The organism is Muriventricola aceti (genome assembly GCF_025567565.1).
Classification (GTDB): domain Bacteria; phylum Bacillota; class Clostridia; order Oscillospirales; family Oscillospiraceae; genus Lawsonibacter; species Lawsonibacter aceti.
The window spans coordinates 120,454-136,492 of the sequence record NZ_JAOQKF010000008.1; the positions used below are offsets into that span (position 1 = coordinate 120,454).

Annotated in this window: 28 protein-coding genes and 1 tRNA gene; 6 read left to right on the plus strand and 23 right to left on the minus strand. The window is 55.7% G+C overall.

Going from position 1 to position 16,039, the window contains the following annotated elements; translation table 11 throughout:
• Positions 1-46 precede the first annotated feature (46 nt).
• The 5 genes from OCV64_RS10250 to OCV64_RS10270 all read right to left on the minus strand — a co-directional run bounded on the left by OCV64_RS10250 (position 47) and on the right by OCV64_RS10270 (position 1,560).
• A tRNA-OTHER gene (locus OCV64_RS10250) sits at positions 47-117 on the minus strand.
• A gap of 170 nt (positions 118-287) precedes the next feature.
• Positions 288-503 (minus strand): CTP synthase, encoded by a 216-nt coding sequence (locus tag OCV64_RS10255; RefSeq protein WP_195308514.1) that lies wholly within the window; start codon positions 501-503, stop codon positions 288-290.
• A 97-nt stretch (positions 504-600) separates the two neighbouring features.
• Positions 601-750: a hypothetical protein gene (locus tag OCV64_RS10260; RefSeq protein ID WP_165449855.1), complete on the minus strand. Its 150-nt coding sequence runs from the start codon at positions 748-750 to the stop codon at positions 601-603.
• A 48-nt stretch (positions 751-798) separates the two neighbouring features.
• On the minus strand, positions 799-1,158 hold the full coding sequence (locus tag OCV64_RS10265; RefSeq protein WP_024723736.1) for a hypothetical protein: 360 nt from the start codon (positions 1,156-1,158) through the stop codon (positions 799-801).
• A 66-nt stretch (positions 1,159-1,224) separates the two neighbouring features.
• On the minus strand, positions 1,225-1,560 hold the full coding sequence (locus OCV64_RS10270) for a hypothetical protein (protein ID WP_130850836.1): 336 nt from the start codon (positions 1,558-1,560) through the stop codon (positions 1,225-1,227).
• 142 nt (positions 1,561-1,702) lie between these two features.
• On the opposite strand from OCV64_RS10270, the gene OCV64_RS10275 reads away from it, so the two are divergent.
• Complete coding sequence (locus tag OCV64_RS10275; RefSeq protein ID WP_024723739.1) at positions 1,703-1,909, plus strand: hypothetical protein; 207 nt, start codon at positions 1,703-1,705, stop codon at positions 1,907-1,909.
• A gap of 40 nt (positions 1,910-1,949) precedes the next feature.
• Here OCV64_RS10275 and OCV64_RS10280 read toward each other — a convergent pair whose 3' ends face one another.
• The 15 genes from OCV64_RS10280 to OCV64_RS10350 all read right to left on the minus strand — a co-directional run bounded on the left by OCV64_RS10280 (position 1,950) and on the right by OCV64_RS10350 (position 7,130).
• Positions 1,950-2,141, minus strand: coding sequence for a hypothetical protein (locus OCV64_RS10280; RefSeq protein WP_024723740.1), 192 nt, complete (start codon positions 2,139-2,141; stop codon positions 1,950-1,952).
• 121 nt (positions 2,142-2,262) lie between these two features.
• Positions 2,263-2,703 carry a hypothetical protein gene (locus tag OCV64_RS10285; RefSeq protein WP_024723741.1) on the minus strand — a complete coding sequence of 147 codons (441 nt, stop codon included), beginning with the start codon at positions 2,701-2,703 and terminating at the stop codon, positions 2,263-2,265.
• A 394-nt stretch (positions 2,704-3,097) separates the two neighbouring features.
• Positions 3,098-3,265, minus strand: coding sequence for a hypothetical protein (locus tag OCV64_RS10290; protein ID WP_165449854.1), 168 nt, complete (start codon positions 3,263-3,265; stop codon positions 3,098-3,100).
• 27 nt (positions 3,266-3,292) lie between these two features.
• A complete protein-coding gene (locus OCV64_RS10295) occupies positions 3,293-3,514 on the minus strand; it encodes a beta-lactamase induction signal transducer protein (RefSeq protein WP_176927430.1) in 222 nt (73 codons plus the stop codon).
• A 118-nt stretch (positions 3,515-3,632) separates the two neighbouring features.
• Positions 3,633-3,806 (minus strand): hypothetical protein, encoded by a 174-nt coding sequence (locus tag OCV64_RS10300; RefSeq protein ID WP_155857023.1) that lies wholly within the window; start codon positions 3,804-3,806, stop codon positions 3,633-3,635.
• Positions 3,807-3,888: 82 nt separating this feature from the next.
• Positions 3,889-4,101 (minus strand): hypothetical protein, encoded by a 213-nt coding sequence (locus tag OCV64_RS10305; RefSeq protein WP_195308515.1) that lies wholly within the window; start codon positions 4,099-4,101, stop codon positions 3,889-3,891.
• A gap of 28 nt (positions 4,102-4,129) precedes the next feature.
• Positions 4,130-4,327: a DNA-directed RNA polymerase gene (locus OCV64_RS10310; RefSeq protein ID WP_334260280.1), complete on the minus strand. Its 198-nt coding sequence runs from the start codon at positions 4,325-4,327 to the stop codon at positions 4,130-4,132.
• A gap of 11 nt (positions 4,328-4,338) precedes the next feature.
• Positions 4,339-4,761, minus strand: a complete 423-nt coding sequence (locus tag OCV64_RS10315; RefSeq protein ID WP_195308516.1) for a hypothetical protein — start codon at positions 4,759-4,761, stop codon at positions 4,339-4,341.
• Positions 4,758-5,009, minus strand: coding sequence for a hypothetical protein (locus OCV64_RS10320; protein WP_024723746.1), 252 nt, complete (start codon positions 5,007-5,009; stop codon positions 4,758-4,760). Before OCV64_RS10320 ends, OCV64_RS10315 begins: the two co-directional genes overlap by 4 nt.
• Positions 5,010-5,122: 113 nt before the next feature.
• Complete coding sequence (locus OCV64_RS10325; RefSeq protein ID WP_024723747.1) at positions 5,123-5,320, minus strand: hypothetical protein; 198 nt, start codon at positions 5,318-5,320, stop codon at positions 5,123-5,125.
• Between the two features lie 81 nt (positions 5,321-5,401).
• Complete coding sequence (locus OCV64_RS10330; RefSeq protein ID WP_130849626.1) at positions 5,402-5,590, minus strand: hypothetical protein; 189 nt, start codon at positions 5,588-5,590, stop codon at positions 5,402-5,404.
• 316 nt (positions 5,591-5,906) lie between these two features.
• Complete coding sequence (locus OCV64_RS10335; RefSeq protein ID WP_130849625.1) at positions 5,907-6,125, minus strand: hypothetical protein; 219 nt, start codon at positions 6,123-6,125, stop codon at positions 5,907-5,909.
• Positions 6,126-6,207: 82 nt separating this feature from the next.
• Complete coding sequence (locus OCV64_RS10340) at positions 6,208-6,444, minus strand: hypothetical protein (RefSeq protein WP_262669939.1); 237 nt, start codon at positions 6,442-6,444, stop codon at positions 6,208-6,210.
• 19 nt (positions 6,445-6,463) lie between these two features.
• Positions 6,464-6,790, minus strand: a complete 327-nt coding sequence (locus tag OCV64_RS10345; protein WP_024723751.1) for a DUF6431 domain-containing protein — start codon at positions 6,788-6,790, stop codon at positions 6,464-6,466.
• A 139-nt stretch (positions 6,791-6,929) separates the two neighbouring features.
• On the minus strand, positions 6,930-7,130 hold the full coding sequence (locus OCV64_RS10350; protein WP_024723752.1) for a hypothetical protein: 201 nt from the start codon (positions 7,128-7,130) through the stop codon (positions 6,930-6,932).
• A gap of 51 nt (positions 7,131-7,181) precedes the next feature.
• Here OCV64_RS10350 and OCV64_RS10355 point away from each other — a divergent pair, with 51 nt between their 5' ends.
• Positions 7,182-7,391: a hypothetical protein gene (locus tag OCV64_RS10355; RefSeq protein ID WP_024723753.1), complete on the plus strand. Its 210-nt coding sequence runs from the start codon at positions 7,182-7,184 to the stop codon at positions 7,389-7,391.
• 122 nt (positions 7,392-7,513) lie between these two features.
• A complete protein-coding gene (locus OCV64_RS10360; RefSeq protein ID WP_394803830.1) occupies positions 7,514-8,617 on the plus strand; it encodes a tyrosine-type recombinase/integrase in 1,104 nt (367 codons plus the stop codon).
• 713 nt (positions 8,618-9,330) lie between these two features.
• On the opposite strand, the gene OCV64_RS10365 is transcribed toward OCV64_RS10360, so the two are convergent.
• From OCV64_RS10365 to OCV64_RS10375, 3 genes are all read right to left on the minus strand, one after another.
• Positions 9,331-11,124 (minus strand): M56 family metallopeptidase, encoded by a 1,794-nt coding sequence (locus OCV64_RS10365; protein WP_262669941.1) that lies wholly within the window; start codon positions 11,122-11,124, stop codon positions 9,331-9,333.
• A gap of 1 nt (position 11,125) precedes the next feature.
• Positions 11,126-11,503, minus strand: coding sequence for a BlaI/MecI/CopY family transcriptional regulator (locus tag OCV64_RS10370; protein WP_262669942.1), 378 nt, complete (start codon positions 11,501-11,503; stop codon positions 11,126-11,128).
• A gap of 104 nt (positions 11,504-11,607) precedes the next feature.
• Positions 11,608-12,609 carry an SH3 domain-containing protein gene (locus tag OCV64_RS10375; protein WP_262669943.1) on the minus strand — a complete coding sequence of 334 codons (1,002 nt, stop codon included), beginning with the start codon at positions 12,607-12,609 and terminating at the stop codon, positions 11,608-11,610.
• Between the two features lie 243 nt (positions 12,610-12,852).
• Between OCV64_RS10375 and OCV64_RS10380 the strand changes: the two genes are divergently transcribed.
• The 3 genes from OCV64_RS10380 to mtaB are packed head-to-tail and all read left to right on the plus strand — an operon-like array spanning position 12,853 to position 15,952.
• Positions 12,853-14,271 (plus strand): AAA family ATPase, encoded by a 1,419-nt coding sequence (locus OCV64_RS10380; protein WP_262669944.1) that lies wholly within the window; start codon positions 12,853-12,855, stop codon positions 14,269-14,271.
• A 56-nt stretch (positions 14,272-14,327) separates the two neighbouring features.
• A complete protein-coding gene (locus tag OCV64_RS10385; protein WP_147571093.1) occupies positions 14,328-14,663 on the plus strand; it encodes a cupin domain-containing protein in 336 nt (111 codons plus the stop codon).
• Positions 14,660-15,952 carry a tRNA (N(6)-L-threonylcarbamoyladenosine(37)-C(2))-methylthiotransferase MtaB gene (gene mtaB / locus OCV64_RS10390; protein WP_262669945.1) on the plus strand — a complete coding sequence of 431 codons (1,293 nt, stop codon included), beginning with the start codon at positions 14,660-14,662 and terminating at the stop codon, positions 15,950-15,952. Before OCV64_RS10385 ends, mtaB begins: the two co-directional genes overlap by 4 nt.
• The last annotated feature ends 87 nt before the right edge of the window (positions 15,953-16,039 follow it).

Sequence of the window (16,039 nt, forward strand, 5' to 3'; positions counted from 1 at the left end):
GTAAACTCCTTTCCAAACTTGTTTTTTTCTCCATGCAAAAGCGAAAGAGAAAGTGCCGGACTCGAACCGGCGGCCTCAGACATTTCAGCCTGCGCTCTACCACTGAGCTAACTTCCTCTCCATAATAGGAATTGCAAAATCTGCGAAAACCGAAGAGAGGCAGGTGGGTTTCCGTCTTGCGTTGCCTACTACCACCCTCGCTTCGTAGCTCGCTGTATGCCTCTCCACAATAGAACCTGCGGAATCTGCGGAAGAAAGACAAAAGCCCCTGTTATGGGGCCTCTGCCTCAGAGTCCGACGCTCTTCAATAATTTGTCAAGCTCTTCCTTCGTGAGCTCCAGATCGACGTCCAGATGTACGTGTGTCTTTTCATCAACCACCGTTGTCCGCAGCCGGTTGAGCCGAATATCCATATCGTAGCCCAGCTTCTTACGTACAACGGTCCTTGCGATTTTTGATACAAGTCCTGTTGTAAATTTCGATTCCAGTCTCATTTCGTCCATGCTCCTTTACCTCCTTTTGCGAGCATCGTTCTCCGTAATAGGAGCTGCGAAATAAGCGCAAATATAAAAGGAAAAGCCCTTGTCCGGGCCGTTTCCTTTAATAAATCCAGTTTTCTTTTGCAAAGAACAGCGGAACTGCAATCATCCCGATAAATACCAGCGCCGTGGCGTCCTGCTCCAGGAATGTCGGAACACTCCCGCAGAGCATCAGCCCCACAGCGTACAGCTTGTTCTTGAATGTTTTCATAAACCGCAACCCCTTTCAAAATCAGTTGGTTTCTCATAAAGGAGGTTGTCAAATCGGCGTATGGTCGAAGACCGTCTCCCAGGGCTGCTTGGGTAGGGGCTTCATCTTCAGCGCCCACATGATCTGCCGGATGGTCACGGTGGGGTAGAGGCCGTCCGTACCCGTCCCGGCCCGGCGGTCAAAGAACGCCCGAAACCGGGGGTGCAGATATAATGGGTCCGTCAGCCACTCGTCTACCTCGGCCCAGAAGGTGTGCTTCGTCTCCGGGTCGTACCGCTGCTGAATCACCGCCAGGCCCCGTTCGCCGACAAGGAACAGGGTGCAGTGGTTATAGACCGGATGGTCGCAGCAGTAGCGCTGTCCGTACATGGAAAGATAAATGGGCGGCTTCTCGTAGTGATAGCGCATGTCTGCCTCCAAATATAAAAGAGGAAAAGCCCCTGTTACAGGGCTCCTCCTCTACGTTGGTCATGCTTAGTCGTCGAACATTCTGCACGACGGCTTGCAGTAGGGGTATGGGCCTCCGCACGCTCTGCACCCGGCGGGCGGCATGTCGTTCCGGAAGACCAGGTAGTCATCGCCTCTTTCATCCTGTACGAGCTCCATCGGATCTCCACTCTCATACTCGTACTCCATCTCGTCAATCTCCCATCCGCAGGACGGGCAGGCGTAAATATCACAACCTCCTCTTGGGTCTTCTCTCCGGTCCATCACCGCCCCGCACCGGTTACAGATCGCGAACCCCCGGTTCAGGTAGTCCATCAGTTCGTCTCCTGCCGGCCGAATGACCTTTTTACCCTTCTTACGCATTTGCATTACCTCCTAAGTCGTCCGGGCCTTGCGGCTCCGGCTGATATTGAGGTAAAGAGCGCTCTCTCCTCATAAAACGCCTTGTAAATTTGGCGAGGACTATGGTAAAATGGAGACATCCTTTATGTATGGAGGGGCGAATATGGCTGTTTGTATAGAATGCGGCAAAGAGTTTGATGTTGCCGCCGTGAGACGAAAGCTCAGTCGAGAATATTATAAGGGTGTTTACGACGATCAATACCCAGACGCCAATGTTTGCTATGATTGCGCTCTTCCCGACATCAGCGCCAGTTGGGGGACAGGAGAAGACCAAATCAAAGACATGGGCTCCGGTTGGGACCCGGATTAAAAAAGCAAGAGCCCTTGTCTGGGGCCCTGCTTTTTGGGGTTCACCCGTTTCTTGCCTGTCTCTTTTGGTCAATGATTTTGAAGTTCCTAATCCACTTTTCCATCAGCGCGACAGGCCGCCTCACAACCGCCGCAATCTCCTCTGCGTTTTTCCCTTCGTCGTATAAGCGGCGTGCTCGGCCAATGTCGACCCTCAGAATGAATTGGCGCTTTTCTTCTTCCGTCCATTTCATAAACAGATACCTCCTTGAAAATATCGGGTGTTCTCCATAAAACGCCCCGAATAACTCGCGGATAAAACGAAGAGACTGTGCTGTCTGCACGGCCTCTTCATTTTCTTTTCGAGCCTGTTCGTTACTTTGTCGGCCGAAAACGGCTGAACAGATTCCTGAACGTGGTGGATGAGTAAACCCCGGACTCCTCAAACTTGAATCCCCGTCTCATCCAGATGCCGTAGAACATCAGCGGCAACACCAGTTCCGCGCCGGCCACCGCAATGCGCACATACCGGTCGATCTTCTGCTCCCGAAGCTGACGGTTCTGAAGCTCCTCCTCGCGGGCGCGGTCGGCATCTTTGCAGGCAAGCTCCTCCCTGCGCTGTCTGCCGTCCATCTCCCGCCGCTCGGACTTCTCATCCACGTCGGCCTGGGCCCTGATCTCCTCGATACGCAGCTTGTGCAGCGCCGCCAGATCCCGGATCGCTTTCGCTCTCTCCTCGTTTCCGGACGGAAGGGTCCGCAGATTCGCGAGCTCCGTCTCGATCACATCATCCAACAACGTTTTAATCTCTGCCATATGCTTTTTCTCCTTTCAAAAATCAGAATTGGCTCCATAATAGCCGATGTTATTCGTGCGTACCCGGCGTTCGATGTCTCTTGCGGCCGCAGGGCTGTGGTGCTATACTCATAAAAAGAACTATTATTCTTCGGAAAGGATGGCTTATACCCATGACGATTTATGCTACGCAAGAGAGACCTGGCCGTGTCACGCATAGTTATTATTGGAATGAGTATCGCCTGGAAGATGGCCAAATTGTCCTTTACAGATGTGGACGGAAAAGGATTTTCGATGGTCGGGAAAACGAATGGGTCCATTCCGAACGGCGAAAGACCTCCTGGACCATTGACGATCCTGATTTGCCGGATTGGTTGCACAAGTATATATCGAAATGAAAAGAAAGGGGCGCCCGTTATCGGACGATTCCCTTCTTTTTCGCGTATTTTAACAATTCATCGTCATCTCTGAGAAGGTCGTCGCCCATATCGACCCCTTTCCAAATCATACGGTCTCCCAGTTCCGTCAAGCAGGAGCCGATATCGACCAGCCACTGTGTCATCCAGAGTTTCAATTTCTTCATTACAATACACCTCCATAAAGGCCCGTGTCATTCGTGCGGCAGGAAGTCCTTTACCTTGACCCGGAAGACCACCCGTTTCTTCCGCATAACGGTTCGTATATCCGTATCCAGCTCAAGATATAAATGAGGGCCTTCGTCCGCGAAATCGGAATGGTCCACCCGCAGGTCGCCGACCGGACGATCCTGGAACAGACGCATACCGATCAAAATTCCGATGCAAAGCGCCGCAATCGCCGCAATAATCTCCAAATTCAATTCCTCCTTTGACGCTGTTTTCTCAAATTTTTCACCCGGGAATTTTTCAGGATATCACTCTAACACGCTTTCCGGCCGGCTGCGTATGGAAAATAGAAAGCAAAGGGCCTGCTCAGCCCTTGCTCCTGGATTTGAGTTTCCATTTCAGCTGTTCCAGCTTTGTGGAAGCCGCGTTCCTAACCTCCGGAATGGACGCCAATGCGACCGCCATCGTAACGGCGGGCACGATCACCTGCCCGATCCAAAGCCTCAGCTCCCGGCTTGCCTCGATTTGCTTGTAAGTCATAATGGTATCACCTCCATAATAGCCGCTGCCGTTTCTGCGAAATACAAAAAGGAAAGAGCCCGCGTTTCCGCAGGCCCAATCCTTACTCTTCGTATTCTTCTAATGCTTTTTCCAATTCGATGATGTGCGCTATCCGAAGTATGATTTCATCTAATTCGTCCTCAAGCGCAAAACTGTTTTCCCATAAGTCTTCAAATCCACCCGGGTCCTTGTCATTTTCCCGAATGAATCGGACTAACTGTTTCACAGCATTGAACTTATTGTCCGCCACCTTTTCCAAAATCGTTTTCTTCATGGCATTTCACCTCCATAAAGGAGCCTGCCTATTCCGCGGACTTGTCCTCGTACACAACCCGTTTCCTTAGGGCACTCCATGGAACATACCGCTCCTTCCGGCAGACCGGGCACCAGAACCGGCTTGTCTTTCCGCCGATGTCCACCAGATCGCCGCAGTCGGCCTCCAGCCTGCTCCCGCAGTTCGGGCAGTTGAACCGGTAGCATTGCCGGACAGCCACGTCCACAACCCGCAACCTCAATCCCTCCTCTTGCTCAGCAGCCAGAAGAACCGTCTGTACGCGGCGTAATAGACGTCCCGGCAGCAGGGAATATCATACTTCATCTTCAGCGCGTCATAGGACAGCTCCTCGGTCACGCCCCGCAACAGATAGGGGTAGAGGTCGGGCTCCGCCTCGATGGCCGCCTGCTCCACCATCTCCATGCGCTCCCCGAAGAATATCCGGGACTGGGCGCACCGCTCCGTGGGGTCACCCTTCACCTGCCCGCAGCTCACAAAGACCTGGAGGTCGGCCGGCCGCCTGCTCAGCCCATCCAGGGCCAGTCGGGCCTTCTTCCAAATGGGGTATTGCAGGCAGAAATGCTTCAGCTCGTAGTAGCGGTGCTTGCCGATCCAGTAGGGGTTCTTCTGCGAAAGCTCCGGGCGCATGTCATTTCTCATCGTCGTTCTCCTCTCCAGAAATATCCGGTTTCCTCGTACAATCGCTTTGGCGAGATGTAAAAATTGATCCGGCCGTACCGGGAATCCATCTCCTCAATGCTGGCCACCAGATTGCCGTTCCGGGTCGCCTTGCCGATGGGCAGCCAGCCGGAGATAATTCCGGCCCTCACCCAGGACGCGTCTTTTCCATAAACACGGGCCACCACCGCCACAGGGACGGAGCCCGGATGGAACTCTTGTTCATTCATCGGCGTCTGCCTCCTTTCAACGGCTATTCTAAGGGCGCAGCCCCGTTTTCGTAAAAACAACCTCGGTGGAAAGAAAAAGAAAAGGAGCCGCCTGTTGCAGCGGCTCCCGCCCTTTAGAAACGATTCCTTTTCCGGGCCCAATGGTTGAACGTCTTTCCAACCGTCTTCCGAATCCCGATCCACCAGGCCGGCTCAAACATGGCAATGATATACACCGCGCTGAAAATCGCGCCGATGACTGTCACAATGCCGCTGAGTTTGAGATATCCGCCCCAGGTGACCGGCTTCTCTGTCCATTTCTGCTTGTTCATCCTTGATTACCTCCTAAAAAGTTTTGTCTCCATAAAGGAGACGGCCTTTTGTGCGGATGAAAAAAAGGAAGAGCCGCTGCGTCAGCGGCCCCTCTTTGCCTTCTTGAAGTCGACGAATATGATTTTGTCTGACTTCGGGTGTGTCAGTTTGAGCTGTACCATTTGAAACTTCCTGTTCAGAACCTTCGTCCATAGTGCCGCGCCTGCCGTGGATACCGCGCCCACAACCGCGAATGTTCCGATCGCGCTAAGAATTTTCCTGGTGTTCATAACCTTCACCTCCATAAAGGCCCCTGTTGAATCGGCGCGAAAAAAGAAAAGGAAACGACTTCAGGGTCGGCCCAACGAAAACCGTTGCCCGGTGGGTGCCATCTTTGATTAAGTTATTACTTGGCGGCACGCCTTCGTGTCTCACCGCTGGATTTCCACCAGCATCTATCCGTTTCCTTTCCATAATAGGAATTGCAAAATCTGCGGGGCCTGTTTTCTAACTTAGGTTAAATCGGGCTAATCTAAATTAGAAATATAACCGCCGGAGACAAAAGAAAGAGCCGCCGCGAGAGCGGCTCAATCTGTTTTGGCCTGTTCAATGGTCCTGTTCCAGCATATCAGCGACCTTTTCCGTCATGCTTTCGTATTCGTCCGGAAACGTCTCGCACATCCAGCGTTGGCAGCCGCGCACACCTCTGCCGTACAAAAACTTGCCCCACAGAAATGCTCCGGCTACAATGGCCAGTGTGCCCAAGCCTACCCGTCCGAAGTCTTTTGCCATGACTTTGGTGTTGAGTGCTTTGATTTTGTCCATTGAAATCACCTCCATAAAGGGCTGTGCAATTCCTGCGTCCGAAAAAGAAAAGAGCCGCCTGTTACGGCGGCTCGATCCTTTGTCAAACATCCCTGCTCAGGAATATCTCATTTCCACGACGCCATACCTTGACCGGACGCTTCGACCGCTTGATGGCCGCGGCCATACAAGACCGGCAGACCGCCGGGGATTTATAATCGGTCTCGCTAAATTCCACCTTTACGATTTTAGCGTCGCCGTTCGTAAACTCCTCGATCAGCTCTTGCAGCTTGTGATAGCCGTTCATCTTTGGTATCTGGTCCACAGGTGTCAGTTTCATGCTCATTTACTCCTTTCGCTTATGGATTTCTCCATAATAGGAGCTGTGCTTTCTGCGAAAGCCACCGGAGCATGGTCATCTCGCAGGGGTAATCCTCGAACCCCAGTGTCTCGCAGGTGATAAGCCCCTCCAGTACGCCGAATATCACTTCGGCCTCGTACTGCTTGTAGGGGAAGAACAGACCGCCCAGTTCCCGGTGGATTGCCCCGCAGCCGGAGCACCGCAGGCGGCGCATGGGAACTCTGGAGGTTTGCCGCCCTTTCGTCCGTACCAGTCTGGGCACGCTGTCGTAGTATTTCAACCGTCCGCCGCACCGGGGACAGGCGGAGCACTCGTTCATCACCATATCCAGCCCTCAAATCTTAATCAAAAATATTGTGTAGGAATATGCTTGACAATTCGTACACTTATCATATATGATTAGAGCGGGCGGCGCAAGGGGCAAAAAGAAAAGGAGCCGCTGATTAAGCGACCCCAATTCCTATTTAGTTCTTTTGCTTGTGTGCTCTGATGATTGCCCTTGTGATCTGAACGCCAGCAATAATCGCCGCGCCAATCATCATACCATGGATCACATTTTTGGCGCCTTGTCTCATTCCTTCGTTATAAAATGCTGTCAAAGCCGCTCCATGCTTATCCAAAAGCAAATTAAGCTCGTCGATTTGTGCATTCGTCATGTATTTCATATAGAACACCTCCATAAAACCCACTGTAAATCTTGCGAAAGGAGACACCCAATGAAGAAACACGTGAACCCAGCCAAGCATTTGCATGAAGTCTATACTATGCAGGGCGGCGTAAAAGAGTACAACAAAAATCAGCGAGCCTGGGGTGCGCTACTATTTGCGGGCAGCGTTTTTCTACTCCATGCGGTAGGCGGCCGTATCGTTGACAAAATCGAACGCCGAGAAATTAAAGCCTTGAAAAAGAGGGATGACCTATGCTGACCCAATGCCCAGAGTGCGAATTGCCAGTGAGCGATAAGGCAAATGCCTGTCCTCATTGCGGATATCCTCTGAAACCTTCTGAAAAAATAAAAAGACCTCGCAAATCCAACAAGCGACGGCGATTGCCGAATGGCTTTGGTCAGATCAGTGAGATCAAAAATCGTAATTTGAGAAATCCATTCCGAGCCATGGTAACTGTGGGGAAAACTTCTGATGGCAGACCCATTTGCAAACCGCTCAAGCCGGAATCATACTTCGCCACCTATAACGATGCCTATGCCGCTCTGGTGGAATATAACAAGAATCCATATGACCTTGGAACAGCCATCACCATGCAGGAGCTCTATGACAAGTGGCTTCCAGAATACGAAAAGACCGTCAAGAGTACAAAGGCGGTGACCAGTGCCTGGCCTTACTGTTCGGCAGTTTACAAGATGCGAGTTATGGACATTCGAGCCCGTCATGTAAAAGGCTGCATGGAAGAGGGCGTGGCCACTGTTCGAGGCAGAGAGCAGCATCCAACAGCCACCATGAAGAACCAAATCAAATCCATGTTTAACATGATGCTGGACTATGCGTTGGAATATGAGTTAGTGGATCGAAACTATTCCAGAACCTTCAACCTCACGGAAGAAACCGTCAAAGAGATCCAGAAAGTAAAGAAGGGGCATATCGCTTTTACAGATGATGAAATGGAATTGCTCTGGAATAATATCGATGAGAAACATGGTATCGACATCCTGCTTATCCAGTGCTACTCCGGCTGGCGCCCTCAGGAACTGGAACTACTGGAACTAAAGGATGTGGATTTAGAGAGCTGGACATTTCAAGGCGGCATGAAGACGGATGCCGGTGAGAATCGTGTTGTCCCCATTCATTCCCGTATTCAGGACCTGGTACTCAAAAAATATCGAGAAGCAGAAGCAATCGGAAGCCCGTATCTGCTTAACTGGGCAGACCCCAACAACCGAAACAAGAAGAACTTTGAGTTGACCTATGCTCGGTATCAGAAAGCCTTCGAGCGTATCCGTGATGAATTGAAACTAAACCCCGAGCACCGTCCTCACGATGGTCGCACCCACTTTGTGACCATGGCAAAACGCTATGGGGTGGACGAGTATGCCATCAAATATATGGTAGGTCACAAGATCTCCGACATCACAGAAAAGGTCTACACGCGCCGCGAGTTTACTTGGCTTCGAGAGGAGATTGAGAAAATAAAATAGACCTTGCCAAGCTCGCTTTCAGTGTAGGAGTATAGGTGTAGAAATAAAATCAACCACATCAAGAAGTGTAGGAATATGGTTGTATGAATGGTACAGAAATAATATACGAATTACCTACACTTACCCGCTTTTAACTACTCTTATCTGTTCTGAAAACCATTGGTATTACAGCAGTTAACAGCACTTAGAAGCAGGTAAAAGTGTAGTTAGTTTCTATAATTATTAACTTTCCGGATACACCAGCTCAAATTAGCTAAAGGTTAAAAAATAATGAAAGTAACATTACGCTTATGGAAAAAATTTATTTGGGGTTTGTATCTATTTGATATTCTTGTTACATTACTCATCCCACTATTTCCGTCATCTGTTGTGTTGAGGGTCATTGTGTGTAGCTTATGGGTGGTGTCGGCGATATTGATAGTGTTCAGACCCTGCCCGGAATGCAGGAAAATGCTTGCTTATTTCAATCAGGAGCGGTGCCAGAATTGTGGAGAAAAAGTGGATCGTGATAAGGAGATCTTCCGTATCCCCACTTGGAAAGAACAGAAGGAGGGCTATCGGGCAAAATTTGAAGCCTGGAAGAAAGAGGTCATGAAAAAAAGGCCATAAAACCAGAGAAACGCCCCCGGCGGAGCAGTTCGCCGGGGGCGCTTTTTTGATATGTATCCTATGTTCTGAAGGAGGGGAGAACGGGAGGGGCAGCGGCCTTTGGGTTAGTCAGTGGACCGGGCCCCCGGCCAGGAGGTCTCCTCGATTTGGGTGACTGTGCCGTCCACCACCGTGAGGGTATATCCATAGGCCAAATCGTCCCCCTCCAGCTCTGCCCAGGCCTGGGCGGCCTCCGCTGACACCGGCAGGGTATATTGAGTGTGGTCGCTGTCAGCGCCCTGTCTGCTCTGCGGGTCGATGGTTACACTATCCCCGCCGTCGTAGAAAAAGATGCTGCCCGGCTCCACAGGAATGGAGGAGAGAAGGGCGGCCCCCGGCCCCGGAAGCTCTATCCGGCCGCACCAGCCAGTAAAGTTCAGGCCGGCCCCGTCCAAAGCCAAATGGGCGCTGTCAGAGAGCTGGACCCGGACCGCCCGCCCCGCTCCGTCCAGCACCACCTCGCCGGGGACGCCGGCCTGGGACATGCCAACGGTGTGCTGAATGGTAACGGGGTTGAGGGAGTAGGCATCCCCCTCCCAAGTGTGGAGCAGAGATGCCCCCTCCGCCAGCTCCGCTGTGCGCTCACGGGACAGGAGATCTCCGGAAAATACCTCATCCCACAGGGCGTCGGGGTCGGACAGCTGCTCCCGGGTCAGGGGGACATAGGCGACTGTGCCCGCCTCCGGGTCCAGGGCGGTGATCCAGGCTCCGTCCCCCTCCGGCCTATCTGCCTCGGCCTGGCAGCCAACCAGGCTGCCTGCCAGCACAGCGGCGGCCATTGCCGCCGCCATCGCCGCCCGGCCCCGGCGCTTGGGGGAGCTGTCCATGATGGCCCGGAAGCGGGCAAAGACCTCCCTCTTGTCCCCGGAAAAGCCGGTGGTCAGCCGGGACAGGCCATGCTCCCCGGCGGTCATCTGGTCCAGAAGGGTCCGGCCATAGGCCCGTCGGCCTGCCTCGTCCCGGGCCTTCAGCAGCTCGTAGTCACAGCACAGCTCCACGTCCTGCTGTGCCCGGCGGGCCATGAGCCACACCAGAGGGTTGAACCAGTGAAGACTTCGGACCAGAGAAATCAGAAGCAGATAGCCGGTGTCCCGGTGCTTCAGATGGGTCAGCTCGTGAGCCAGGGCGGTCCCCAGACTGCCGCCGGTCTGGCCCTGGGGCAGCAGAATGACCGGGTGGAGAAATCCCATGAGCAGCGGAGTGTGGACCAGGGTGCAGCGGTACAGCTCCACCGGACGGTCACAGCCCACCACCCTCCTCTGCTCCGCCAGGGCCGATAGGTCCTCCTCCCCGGCGGGGACGCTCTGCCGGAGAGCCCGGCGGCGGAACAGCCCATAGCGGACCAGCCCCCCGAAAAAGAGGGCGGCGGCGGTCAGCCAGTAAACAAGATAGGCCATTCCAGTCCAGTGTACGGTGTAGGTGGTGGCGCCGTCTATGGTGACCGTGCGCAGGTAGTCGTTGTCCCGGATCAGCACATCCCGGCCCGCGGCATCCTCATAGTGGACACTGTGTCGGAACCAGATATTTTCTCCACCAATGGTCGCCATAGCTCCGCCGCCCCCGCCGCTCCCGGCCTCCACGATCCGCTCGTGGTCCCGCAAATAGCCGTTCACCCGGTCGTAAGCCCCCTCCACCACCGCCTGGGGGGTGGCCACATCAACGAGGGAGGGTACCCAGACGGCCAGAAAGGACCGGGCGGGCAGGTACAGGAACATGACCACCATCAGCCAGGTCCACACCTGCCGCCACCAGGTTGGGGCAAACCGCCCCTCCAGCCGCCGGCGCAGGAACAGAAGCAGGGCGATCAGGGCCCCAAAGCCCAGGCTGGTGGCCAGAAGATGGGTCAGATTTTCTGCCATATCAGCGACCTCCTTTTTCCAGCAGCGCCTCCAGCGCGGCCACGTCCTCCTGGGTCAGCTTGGCGTCGGGCAGCAGGGCGGCCACCAGACTGGGCAGCGAGCCGCCGTGGAGCCGGTCCAGAAAGGAGCGGCTCTCGGCCTTCAGATAGTCCTTTTGGGCGACCAGCGGGGTATACAGGTTCGCTCTGCCGGCCTTCTCCCCTCGGACGAAGCCCCGTTCCTCCAACCGGGAGAGCAGCTTGAGCAGGGTGGGGGCTTTCCAGTCCCGCTCCAGCCGGGCGGCGATGTCCGCCGTGTGGGCAGGATAGGTGTCCAGAGCCCACAGGGCCTGCATTACCTCCAGCTCCGCGTCAGGAAGTCGGATCAGCGAGTCGGTCATATCGATACCTCCTTATTAGACGTTTGTCTATCTATATTTTACAACTGTCTAATTGGAATGTCAAGAAAAACTGGGGCCCAGCGGGCCCCAGCTTTCAATGAATATCAGCCGACCGAGACATAGTCCTTGGATATGTAGCCGATTTTGCCTCCGCCGTAGTCAAATTTGCACCAGCCGTTGGTTTCCTCCAAGACGGTGATCTTGGCGCCGTTGGAAGCACTGGCCACCACGTCGTACTCCTTGCCTGGGCCGGAGCGGATATTCAAACCGTTCTCAGCGTTTACAATGGTGGCGGGCGTGTTAGGGGCGATGGTGCCGGTAGTTCCAGTGTTCCCACCGGTGGAGCCAGTATTTCCACTCTGGCCGCCGGTGCTGCCGCTGGAGGAGGCGCCAGAACCCCTGCAGTAAACAGTACACTGGGCGGTCTTGTCTCCGGCGGTGGCGGTGACCGTGACCTTGACCAGATCACCGGTGGTATTCACATTGGTGATCATACCGTCCTGGGTGACGGTCAGGGCCGACTCATCGCTGCTGGACCAGGCAACTGTGGCGTCGGCGGGGTCCACCTTGACCACAAATTCAAATGTTTCATTGGCCTGGAGGGTGATGTCGGACTTATTCAGCGTCAGGCTGGACACAGCCACAGGTTCGGGGTCGGGCTGGGGATCCGGCTGCTCTGACTGGTCTCCGCCACTCTGGCTGGAATTGGGGGAGCTGCCGTCAGGGGAGCTTGTAGAGGTGGAGCCGCCGATGGAGGTGCTCTGGCTGGTACCCGCCGAGGAGGAGCCACCGTCCTTGTCCTGGGTAAACAGGGGGAGCAGTTTGGTAAAGACGATAAACAGCGCGGCGATGATCAAGACCAGAGAGATGACCAGAGCTACCACCTGGACCGGATTCACCGGTCCTCCGTAGCCGCCGCCTCGGGTATTGGCCACACGCCGTCCACTGCCTCCGCCCCGTCCAGGGCGCTCGTCACAGAAGGGACAGCGTTTATAAGTAGTTGCGTAGTACTCGCCGCATTTGTCACAGCGTATCACATCGTTGCGCCGGGGAGCATTCTGGGTGCCGGCTCCGCCGCGGCGGGAGGGGGCCTGTTTTTCTGCCATGATCGAGTTCCTCCACAAGCTAGGATATCCTTGCGTCAACAAGGGGATATAGTCCATTGTACAAGGATTTTATAGTGTCGTCAACGAAAAATGTCGAAATAACAAAATGTTCATAATCTTATGTCGGAATTTCGTGAGAAGGAGAGAAAGGGAGGCGTGTATCCTTGACCGCCGCCCCCCTTTCTTTTATAATAAAAGGAACAAAGCCCCCGTGCCGCTGGCGCGGGAAGAGAGGGGTGCGCGATGAAGGGGACTATGACCGCCGGCGAGGTGCATAAGCAGTACAACGAGATCGTCACCGCCTTCCGCAAATTGATTCCGGACCCAGCTCTGCGCCTGACGTTCAGCCGTCAGGTGGACGGCTATATGCGCCAATATGCCCTGGGGGTGTGGCAGGCGGACAACGCCAGCGCCATCACTCCCCGACATGTGGAATTTTATAATGCGGTCTATTCTGCCGGGAATCCGGTGCCCTCCGCCCTGTACTGGGAGGTGGCCACAGGGGTGGCCGGCTTTGACCTGTTTCAGCCCCCCGCCTTTTTCCAGGACCTGCTCCGGTACGACCGGATGAAGGGAACCACTCTGGCCCGGCGATTTGCTGACCAGCTTACCCTGGTCCTACTCCTGCTGGCCGCTGTGGACGATGTGGTGAGCGAGAGCGAGGCGGGGTTTGTCAACTCCTGTAACGACACTCTCCTCCACCTGTGCGACCAGGAGGGGCTGCGTGCTGACCGTCCCCCCTTGAAGGCGGACGACTTCATCGCCCGGCGGCCTGTCCCGCCTCCGTCCCCTGCCCAGCCGCAGAGGGAGGAGCCTGCGGAAAAGAAAGAGGAAGGGCCTGCCGCTGAACGTCCCAAGTTGGAGGAGCTGCTGGCCGAGCTGGACGGGCTATGCGGCCTGGACAAGGTGAAGTCCGATGTGAAGAGCCTCATCAATCTGGTGAAGGTGCGCAGGCTTCGGGAGGAGGCGGGCCTGCCCGTCCCGCCCATGTCCCTCCACCTGGTATTCATGGGAAATCCGGGGACTGGCAAGACCACGGTAGCCCGGCTGCTGGCCAAGATATACCAGGCGATAGGGGTGCTGTCCACCGGGCAGATGGTGGAGGTGGACCGGTCCGGACTGGTGGCCGGTTTTGTGGGCCAGACTGCCCTGAAAACCCAGGAGGCGGTACAGAAGGCGGTGGGCGGCGTGCTGTTTATCGATGAGGCCTACGCCCTGGCCAGCTCGGACAGCGCCAACGACTTCGGACATGAGGCCATCGAGGTGCTGCTGAAAAACATGGAGGACCACCGAAAGGACCTGATCGTCATCGTGGCCGGTTACACGGACCGGATGGAGCGATTTATCCACGCCAATCCGGGGCTGGAGTCCCGATTCAACAAGTATTTCTTCTTTGAGGACTACGACGCCGCCCAGCTTATGGATATTTTCGTGTCCATGTGCCGTAAGAACGGCTATGCCCTGTCCGGAGAGGGGGAGGGGCTGGCCCGAAGGGAACTGGAGGAGCTGTACCGGAACCGGGACGAGAACTTTGGCAACGCCAGAGAGGTACGCAACCTCTTTGAGAAGGCGGTGGCTCGTCAGGCGGACCGGGTGGCCCAGCTGGACGGCCCCACCAGGGAGCAGCTGATGGAGCTGCTGCCCCAGGATATCAAGCCGTAAGAACTGCTCTCCCCTGAAAGACAGAGGGAAAGAGCGCAACATAAGGAGGAAAAATTATGCTCATAGAGTTTGAAAAGCTGCAGGAGAACCTGGTCCCCAAGCCTCGAGGCGGGGAGGGGGAGATGTACACCCGGACCTTCCAGGACGAAAATAACAAGATCATGCAGATCCGCCTGACCCCCGGCAGCCACCTGGGGATGCACACCCATGAGGTGGACAGCGAGGCGTTCTATATCCTGTCCGGGACCGGAAAGGTACTGTGTGACGGAGTGGACGAGCCGCTGGCTCCCGGCAGCTTTCATTACTGCCCCAAGGGCCATGGCCACCGCCTGATGAATGACGGCACCGAGGACCTGGTCCTGGTGGCCATCATTCCCAACCACGGCGCATGAGAATCGCCTTTTACACCCTTGGATGCAAGGTCAACCAGTACGAGACACAGGCCCTGGAGCAGATCGTGACTGCCCGTGGCCATCTTCTGGTGCCCTTTGAGGGAGAGGCAGACGCCTACATCATCAACACCTGCACGGTCACCGCAGTAAGTGACAAGAAGTCCAGACAGGTGATCCGCCGGGCCAGAAAGCGCGCCCCGGACGCCGTCATTGCCGTGTGCGGCTGCTATCCCCAGACGCATCCGGCGGAGCTGGAGGGGCTGTCCATTGACCTGGTGTCCGGCACCGGGGACCGGGCCGGCTTCGTGGACCTGCTGGAGCGGACCTGGCGGGAGCGCCAGCCCATCACCGCCCTGGACGACGCGCTGAAAAGGCGGGCCTTTGAGGTCCTGCCCGCCGGCGGGCTGGAGGGCCGCACCAGGGCCATGCTGAAGGTGGAGGACGGCTGCGTCAACTTCTGTACTTACTGTATCATCCCATACGCCAGAGGCCCAATCCGGTCCCTGCCTTTGGAAAAAGCGAAGGAACAGGCCGCCCAACTGGCGGCGGAGGGCTACCAGGAACTGGTCCTCACCGGCATCGAAATTTCCTCATGGGGACAGGAGCGAAAGGACGGCACTGCTCTCATCGACCTGGTCGAAGGGGTGTGTCAGGCGGTCCCCGGCTGCCGGGTCCGGCTGGGCTCTCTGGAGCCCCGGACTGTCACCAGAGAGTTCTGTACCAGGGCGGCCCGGCTGGACAACCTGTGTCCCCACTTCCACCTGTCCATGCAGAGCGGCTGTGACGCCACCCTGAAGCGGATGAACCGGAAATATGACACAGAGCGGTTTTATGAGAGCGTGGCCCTGCTGCGGGACCACTTCGAGGACCCGGCCATCACTACGGATATGATCGTGGGCTTTCCGGGGGAGACGGAGGCGGAATTTGGGCAGACAATGGACTTTATCCAGCGGTGCGCATTTTCCGCCATGCACATTTTCCCCTACTCCAGGCGGCCGGGCACTCCGGCGGCCCAGATGGCGGGCCAGGTGCCTAAGGCCATCAAGGAGGAGCGGGCTCGGCGGGGAGCGGCCGTGGCCGCCCAGATGGAGCGGGAATACCTGGAGCGGTTTGTGGGGCGGACCCTGCCTGTCCTCTTTGAGGAGGAGCGGGACGGCCTGTGGCGGGGCCACACCACCCGGTATACAGAGGTTGCCCTCCAAAGCGGGGAGAACCTGCACAATCAGATCAGACAGGTAACTTTCACCGCTGTGGAGGGCAGCGTCCTGCTGGGGCGGGAGGCGGATTGAAAAAAATGTGGCTCTCGAAGGCCGCCGGTGTTATAATAGGAGCCGCTGCTGGGCGATAATGTTTAGGGCATCACGCTGCCCGTTGAG

Bases quoted from the DNA above. Each gene is read 5' to 3' on its own strand.
- OCV64_RS10265 (WP_024723736.1), bottom strand. From the start codon at position 1,158: ATGCGCTATCACTACGAGAAGCCGCCCATTTATCTTTCCATGTACGGA.
- OCV64_RS10325 (WP_024723747.1), bottom strand. From the start codon at position 5,320: ATGAACAAGCAGAAATGGACAGAGAAGCCGGTCACCTGGGGCGGATAT.
- OCV64_RS10280 (WP_024723740.1), bottom strand. From the start codon at position 2,141: ATGAAATGGACGGAAGAAGAAAAGCGCCAATTCATTCTGAGGGTCGAC.
- OCV64_RS10365 (WP_262669941.1), bottom strand. From the start codon at position 11,124: ATGGCAGAAAATCTGACCCATCTTCTGGCCACCAGCCTGGGCTTTGGG.
- OCV64_RS10370 (WP_262669942.1), bottom strand. From the start codon at position 11,503: ATGACCGACTCGCTGATCCGACTTCCTGACGCGGAGCTGGAGGTAATG.
- OCV64_RS10255 (WP_195308514.1), bottom strand. From the start codon at position 503: ATGGACGAAATGAGACTGGAATCGAAATTTACAACAGGACTTGTATCA.
- OCV64_RS10340 (WP_262669939.1), bottom strand. From the start codon at position 6,444: ATGAAACTGACACCTGTGGACCAGATACCAAAGATGAACGGCTATCAC.
- OCV64_RS10315 (WP_195308516.1), bottom strand. From the start codon at position 4,761: ATGAGAAATGACATGCGCCCGGAGCTTTCGCAGAAGAACCCCTACTGG.
- OCV64_RS10330 (WP_130849626.1), bottom strand. From the start codon at position 5,590: ATGAACACCAGGAAAATTCTTAGCGCGATCGGAACATTCGCGGTTGTG.
- OCV64_RS10385 (WP_147571093.1), top strand. From the start codon at position 14,328: ATGCTCATAGAGTTTGAAAAGCTGCAGGAGAACCTGGTCCCCAAGCCT.
- OCV64_RS10350 (WP_024723752.1), bottom strand. From the start codon at position 7,130: ATGAAATACATGACGAATGCACAAATCGACGAGCTTAATTTGCTTTTG.
- OCV64_RS10290 (WP_165449854.1), bottom strand. From the start codon at position 3,265: ATGAAGAAATTGAAACTCTGGATGACACAGTGGCTGGTCGATATCGGC.
- OCV64_RS10335 (WP_130849625.1), bottom strand. From the start codon at position 6,125: ATGGACAAAATCAAAGCACTCAACACCAAAGTCATGGCAAAAGACTTC.
- OCV64_RS10275 (WP_024723739.1), top strand. From the start codon at position 1,703: ATGGCTGTTTGTATAGAATGCGGCAAAGAGTTTGATGTTGCCGCCGTG.
- OCV64_RS10355 (WP_024723753.1), top strand. From the start codon at position 7,182: ATGAAGAAACACGTGAACCCAGCCAAGCATTTGCATGAAGTCTATACT.
- OCV64_RS10260 (WP_165449855.1), bottom strand. From the start codon at position 750: ATGAAAACATTCAAGAACAAGCTGTACGCTGTGGGGCTGATGCTCTGC.
- OCV64_RS10345 (WP_024723751.1), bottom strand. From the start codon at position 6,790: ATGGTGATGAACGAGTGCTCCGCCTGTCCCCGGTGCGGCGGACGGTTG.
- OCV64_RS10300 (WP_155857023.1), bottom strand. From the start codon at position 3,806: ATGACTTACAAGCAAATCGAGGCAAGCCGGGAGCTGAGGCTTTGGATC.
- OCV64_RS10320 (WP_024723746.1), bottom strand. From the start codon at position 5,009: ATGAATGAACAAGAGTTCCATCCGGGCTCCGTCCCTGTGGCGGTGGTG.
- OCV64_RS10270 (WP_130850836.1), bottom strand. From the start codon at position 1,560: ATGCGTAAGAAGGGTAAAAAGGTCATTCGGCCGGCAGGAGACGAACTG.
- OCV64_RS10305 (WP_195308515.1), bottom strand. From the start codon at position 4,101: ATGAAGAAAACGATTTTGGAAAAGGTGGCGGACAATAAGTTCAATGCT.
- mtaB (WP_262669945.1), top strand. From the start codon at position 14,660: ATGAGAATCGCCTTTTACACCCTTGGATGCAAGGTCAACCAGTACGAG.
- OCV64_RS10375 (WP_262669943.1), bottom strand. From the start codon at position 12,609: ATGGCAGAAAAACAGGCCCCCTCCCGCCGCGGCGGAGCCGGCACCCAG.
- OCV64_RS10380 (WP_262669944.1), top strand. From the start codon at position 12,853: ATGAAGGGGACTATGACCGCCGGCGAGGTGCATAAGCAGTACAACGAG.
- OCV64_RS10285 (WP_024723741.1), bottom strand. From the start codon at position 2,703: ATGGCAGAGATTAAAACGTTGTTGGATGATGTGATCGAGACGGAGCTC.